This is a genomic window from Mycobacterium colombiense, from assembly GCF_001672755.1.
GTDB classification, from domain to species: Bacteria; Actinomycetota; Actinomycetes; order Mycobacteriales; family Mycobacteriaceae; genus Mycobacterium; species Mycobacterium colombiense_C.
Genome location: NZ_LZKI01000194.1, coordinates 21,406 through 27,428 on the forward strand (window position 1 = coordinate 21,406; position 6,023 = coordinate 27,428).

A 6,023-nucleotide genomic window follows, 5' to 3' on the forward strand; every position below is an offset into this window, starting at 1 on the left:
CGGCCACTCATAGCCCTTTCATAGCGTGCTGCGACGAATCGCCCACGGCGGTGCGGCATTATTCGAACGGGAGGGGCAGTTGGATTGTGTCCACGCGCCGGCACAGCGTTGTGCCGGCAGCTGGCGAGACGGAGTAGAGGGCCCAATCGCTATGCGCATGCCCAAGGTGTGCGATCCGCATCACAGTGCGGTGACACGTGGGCGGTGCCGGGAAACGAGGGGGCAAGGCATTGACGAACGAGCACAAGGGGACTACTCGGCGCATCGGCGCCGGGCGACGGCTGCTGAGCAACCCGCGACAAGCGCGCGAGGCGTTGCGCGCGGGTTTTCACTCGTTGCCCGCCATGCCCATCGGGCAGCTGTTCCGCCGGATACCCCCCGTTGATTCCGCGCCGAACGTGGAACCCGTGGTGGCGCAACAGCCCAACGAGTCCTCGGGGTCGCGCCTTGCGGTGAGTAACGGCGCGTCGTTCGCCGGCTACACGATTCTGCGGCAACTGGGTGCGGGCGGCATGGCCGAGGTCTATCTCGCGCTGCACCCCAGGCTGCCCCGCCGCGACGTGATCAAGGTCCTCGCCGAGGCGGTGACCGCCGACCCGGAGTTTCGCGAAAGGTTCAACCGGGAGGCCGATCTCGCGGCGACGCTGTGGCACCCGCACATCGTCGGCGTGCACGACCGGGGCGAATTCAACGGGCATCTGTGGATTTCGATGGACTACGTCGAGGGCACCGACGCCTCGCGGCTGGTCAAGGAGAATTACGCCGACGGGATGCCGGTCCACGAGGTGTGCGCCATCGTGCAGGCGGTCGCGGGCGCGCTGGACTACGCCCACGACCGTGGGCTGCTGCACCGCGACGTCAAGCCGGCCAACATTCTGCTCACCCATCCGGACGAGGGCGAGCGCCGAATCCTGTTGGCGGACTTCGGCGTCGCGCGTCACCTCGGCGACATCAGCGGGATCACCGAAACCAACGTCGCGGTCGGAACCGTGGCATACGCGGCGCCCGAGCAGCTGACGGGTTCCCCCATCGACGGACGGGCGGACCAATACGCTTTGGCCGCAACGGCTTTCCACCTGCTGACCGGCGCGCCGCCGTTCCAGCACTCCAATCCGATCGCGGTGATCAGTCAGCACCTGCACGAGGACCCGCCCCGGCTCAGCGATTTCCGCCCCGACCTGGCCGAGCTCGACGAGGTGTTCTTCCGCGCCCTCGCCAAGCAACCCGAGGACCGGTTCGAGCGCTGCCGCGCGTTCGCCGCCGCCGTCAGCGAGGCGGCCGGCGGTGCCTCCGAAGCCGGCCCCGCCCAGCCGCGCGCCGCCGTGTCGACACCGCATCGCCGGCACGGACCCGTCGGCGTCGTCGCCGGGCTGAGTCACCGGTTTTCGGCGAAAACCCGGTGGGCGACCGCGCTGGTGGGTGCGGTGCTCATCGCCGTCGCGGCGACATGGTCGCTGCTCTACTCGTTCCAGCCCGACACCCCGCCGAGCAATCCCGCGCTCGCGTCGAGGCCGTCCGCCCCGGCCGCCAGCACCGCGCCCACCGTGGGCGGACCGGTGCTGAACGGGACCTACAAGCTGGACTACGACCAGACCAAGCGCACCACCAACGGCGTCTCGATCCGGCACGACGGCGCCGCCACCAGCTGGTGGGCATTCCGGTCCGTGTGCACCACCCACGGATGTGCGGCCACCGGGACCCAGCTGGACGATGCCACTCATCAGGTGGCCAACACCACCGACGGGGGACTGACCGACACCCTGCGCTTCGTCGGGGGCTACTGGCAGGGCGCCCCGGCGCAGCAGCGGGTGGGCTGCACTCAGCCCAATGGCCAGGTCCGGGCCACCCAGCAGGAAACCATCGCCTGGTCGCTGGCGCCGCAGGCCGACGGCACGCTGCGCGGCACGCTGACCGAGACCGTGCTGAGCAACGAGTGCGGCGCCCAGGGGGCGGTGGTGCGGGTGCCCGTGGTGGCCACCCGGACCGGCGACGTGCCCGCAAAGGTGACGTTGGGCGACCCCACCCAGGTCATCAACACCTCGACCACCGCGTCCGCCCCGGCGCCGCCGGTGCTCGGCGGGTTGTGCGGCGACGTCGGCAAGGTCGCCTACGACCCGACCAACAACGAGCAGATCGTCTGCGAGGGCAGCAGCTGGGCCAAGGCGCCCATCACGATGGGCGTGCACGCCGCCGGCAGCTCATGCGACCGGCCGGGCACGTCGGTGTTCGCCATGAGCACCTCGAGCGACGGCTACCTGCTGCAGTGCGATCCGGTCACCCGGACGTGGACGCGGCCGGCGGGCTAGCCAACGCCGCCTATCGGGGCGGTCGGTCTCCGGGTACAAATAGGCGAGTCTCGAATCCGCTAGCGCGGGCGCTAGCGCGTTTGGCAATCGCCCTGTCCCTCCGGACGGGTACGGATGTGGCGCATGTGGCCGGGCGCGGGCGCTGACCTGGGCGGACCAGCATCGAAGCACTTGTCGGTGATCGGTTCTACCCTGGTGGCATGGCATTCGCCACGGAGCATCCCGTACTAGCGCATTCGGAGTATCGCGCTGTCGACGACGTCGTGCGCGTCGGCGGCGACTTCGAGGTGGTCAGCCCGCACGATCCCGCCGGTGACCAGCCGGCCGCCATCCAGGAGCTGGAACGCCGGATCAAGGCGGGGGAGCGCGACGTCGTGCTGCTGGGCGCGACCGGTACCGGGAAGTCGGCCACCACCGCGTGGCTGATCGAGCGGCTGCAGCGGCCCACTCTGGTGATGGCGCCCAACAAGACGCTGGCCGCCCAGCTGGCCAATGAGCTGCGAGAGATGTTGCCGCACAACGCGGTTGAATACTTCGTCTCGTATTACGACTACTACCAGCCCGAGGCGTACATCGCCCAGACCGACACCTACATCGAGAAGGACAGCTCGATCAACGACGACGTGGAGCGGCTGCGGCACTCCGCGACATCCTCGCTGCTGTCGCGCCGCGACGTGGTCGTGGTGGCGTCGGTGTCGTGCATCTACGGCCTGGGCACGCCACAGTCCTACCTGGACCGCTCGGTCGAGGTGCGGGTGGGCGCCGAGGTGCCGCGGGATGCGCTGCTGCGGCTGCTGGTCGACGTGCAGTACACCCGCAACGACCTGTCGTTCACCCGCGGCTCGTTCCGGGTGCGCGGGGACACCGTGGAGATCATCCCGTCCTACGAAGAGTTGGCGGTGCGCATCGAGTTCTTCGGCGACGAGGTCGAGGCGCTGTACTACCTGCATCCGCTGACGGGCGACGTGATCCGCCAGGTGGACTCGCTGCGGATCTTCCCGGCCACCCACTACGTGGCCGGCCCCGAGCGGATGGCGCACGCGATCTCGACGATCGAAGCGGAGCTGGCCGAGCGGCTGGCCGAGCTGGAGGGCCAGGGCAAGCTGCTCGAGGCGCAGCGGTTGCGGATGCGCACCAACTACGACATCGAGATGATGCGCCAGGTCGGGTTCTGCTCGGGCATCGAGAACTACTCCCGGCACATCGACGGCCGGGGTCCGGGCTCGCCGCCGGCGACCCTGCTGGACTACTTCCCGGACGACTTCCTGCTGGTCATCGACGAATCCCACGTCACCGTCCCGCAGATCGGCGGCATGTACGAGGGTGACATGTCGCGCAAGCGCAACCTGGTCGAATACGGGTTCCGGCTGCCGTCGGCGTGCGATAACCGCCCGCTGACCTGGGAGGAGTTCGCCGACCGGATCGGGCAGACGGTGTACCTGTCGGCCACCCCCGGCCCCTACGAACTCAGCCAGTCCGGCGGCGAGTTCGTCGAGCAGGTGATCCGGCCCACCGGCCTGGTGGACCCGAAAGTGGTGGTCAAGCCGACCAAGGGGCAGATCGACGACCTGATCGGCGAGATCCGCAAGCGCACCGAGGCCGACCAGCGGGTGCTGGTCACCACGCTGACCAAGAAGATGGCCGAGGACCTCACCGACTACCTGCTCGAGATGGGCATCCGGGTGCGCTATCTGCACTCGGAGGTCGACACGCTGCGCCGCGTCGAGTTGCTGCGCCAGTTGCGGCTGGGCGAGTACGACGTGCTGGTCGGCATCAACCTGCTGCGCGAGGGCCTGGACCTTCCCGAAGTGTCGCTGGTGGCGATCCTGGACGCGGATAAGGAGGGCTTCCTGCGGTCATCGCGCAGCCTGATTCAAACCATCGGCCGCGCCGCTCGCAACGTCTCCGGTGAGGTGCACATGTACGCCGACACCATCACCGATTCGATGAAAGAGGCCATCGACGAGACCGAACGGCGGCGGGCGAAGCAGGTCGCGTACAACGAGGAACACGGCATCGACCCGCAGCCGCTGCGCAAGAAGATCGCCGACATCCTCGACCAGGTCTACCGCGAGGCGGACGACAGCGAGACGGTGGAGATCGGCGGGTCAGGGCGCAATGCGTCCCGCGGCCGGCGAGCGCAGGGTGAGCCGGGCCGCGCCGTCAGCGCGGGGGTGTTCGAGGGCCGCGATACGGCCAGCATGCCGCGCGCCGAGCTGGCCGACCTGATCAAGGACCTCACCGCCCAGATGATGGCCGCGGCTCGTGACCTGCAGTTCGAGCTGGCGGCGCGGTTCCGCGACGAGATCGCCGACCTCAAGAAGGAACTGCGTGGGATGGACGCCGCCGGCCTGAAATGAGTTTGCTGGCAACCGATCTCCGGCTCTTATCTCCGCGCGACCCCATACGGTAGAGGGGTGACCGACGCGGCGACTATCACCGGCGGCTGGCGAGAGCTGCTGGGCGCGAGGTACCTGAGAACTTCCATCCTGCTGGCCGGTGGGGTGGCGCTCTACGCCACAAATGAGTTCCTGACCACCAGCTTGTTGCCCAACACCATCGCGGAAATCGGCGGCAGCCGGCTCTACGCGTGGGTGACGACGCTGTACCTCGTGGGGTCGGTGGTGGCGGCGACGATGGTCAATCCGATCCTGCTGCGCATCGGGGCGCGGTCGTCATATCTGATGAGTCTCGCGGTGTTCGGCGTCGCCAGCCTGGTTTGCGCTGCCGCACCAACCATGCATGTTTTGATTGCTGGGCGGGCCATGCAGGGGGTGGCCGGGGGCTTGCTCGCCGGGCTGGGTTACGCGGTCATCAACTCCGCCCTGCCCCGCTGGTTGTGGACGAGGGGCTCGGCCCTGGTGTCGGCGATGTGGGGGGTCGCGACCGTGGTCGGACCCACCACGGGAGGCCTGTTCGCGCAGCTCGGGATCTGGCGATGGGCTTTCGTCGCGATGGCGATCCTGACGGTGCTGATGGCTCTACTAGTTCCGGTCGCGCTGGCCCGCGTCAACCCGACCTCCGGCCTCGCCAGGATGAAGGTCCCGGTGTGGTCGCTGCTGATCATCGGGGTGGCGGCGCTGGCCGTCAGCGTCGCGCAGATTCCGCGCAACGCCGTCGCGACGTATGGGCTGCTCGCGGCGGGCATAGCCCTGGTCGGCGTCTTCGTGATCGTCGACTGGAGGATGCACGCGGCCATCTTGCCGCCCAGCGTGTTCTCGCCCGGCCCCCTGAAGTGGATCTACCTCACCATGGGCGTTCTGATGGGCGCGGCGATGGTGAACACCTACGTGCCGCTGTTCGGGCAGCGGCTGGCCCACCTGACGCCGATCGCGGCCGGATTCCTGGGGGCGGCGCTCGCGCTGGGCTGGACGGTGAGCGAGATCGTCAGCGCATCGCTGGAGCACCCGCGCACGATCGGGCGGGTGGTCATGGTGGCGCCGATGGTGGCCGCGTCGGGCCTGGCGCTGGGTGCCGTCGCCCGGCACGGCGACGACTCGGCCTGGACCGCCGCGCTGTGGGCGGTGGCCCTGCTGGTCGCCGGCATCGGGATCGGGATGGCCTGGCCGCACCTGTCGGCCCGCGCGATGGCCTCCGTTGCGGACCCGGCCGAAGGCGGCGCCGCGTCCGCTGCGATCAACACCGTCCAGCTGACCTCCGCCGCGATCGGTGCCGGATTGGCCGGTGTCGTCGTCAACACCGCCACCGGCGGCGAGG

Annotated in this window: 3 protein-coding genes; all 3 read left to right on the forward strand. The window is 69.1% G+C overall.

Annotated features, from left to right (window positions below; genetic code table 11):
- The first annotated feature begins 344 nt into the window (after positions 1 to 344).
- Positions 345 to 2,306, forward strand: coding sequence for a serine/threonine-protein kinase (locus A5708_RS24805; RefSeq protein ID WP_231118011.1), 1,962 nt, complete (start codon positions 345 to 347; stop codon positions 2,304 to 2,306).
- A gap of 200 nt (positions 2,307 to 2,506) precedes the next feature.
- Positions 2,507 to 4,666, forward strand: coding sequence for an excinuclease ABC subunit UvrB (gene uvrB, locus A5708_RS24810; RefSeq protein WP_065031150.1), 2,160 nt, complete (start codon positions 2,507 to 2,509; stop codon positions 4,664 to 4,666).
- Positions 4,667 to 4,723: 57 nt separating this feature from the next.
- The coding region (locus A5708_RS24815; RefSeq protein WP_065031151.1) for an MFS transporter at positions 4,724 to 6,023 on the forward strand (1,300 nt) is incomplete at its 3' end.

Coding starts and splice junctions, on each gene's coding strand:
- A5708_RS24805 (WP_231118011.1), top strand. CDS start 345: ATGCCCATCGGGCAGCTGTTCCGCCGGATACCCCCCGTTGATTCCGCG.
- uvrB (WP_065031150.1), top strand. CDS start 2,507: ATGGCATTCGCCACGGAGCATCCCGTACTAGCGCATTCGGAGTATCGC.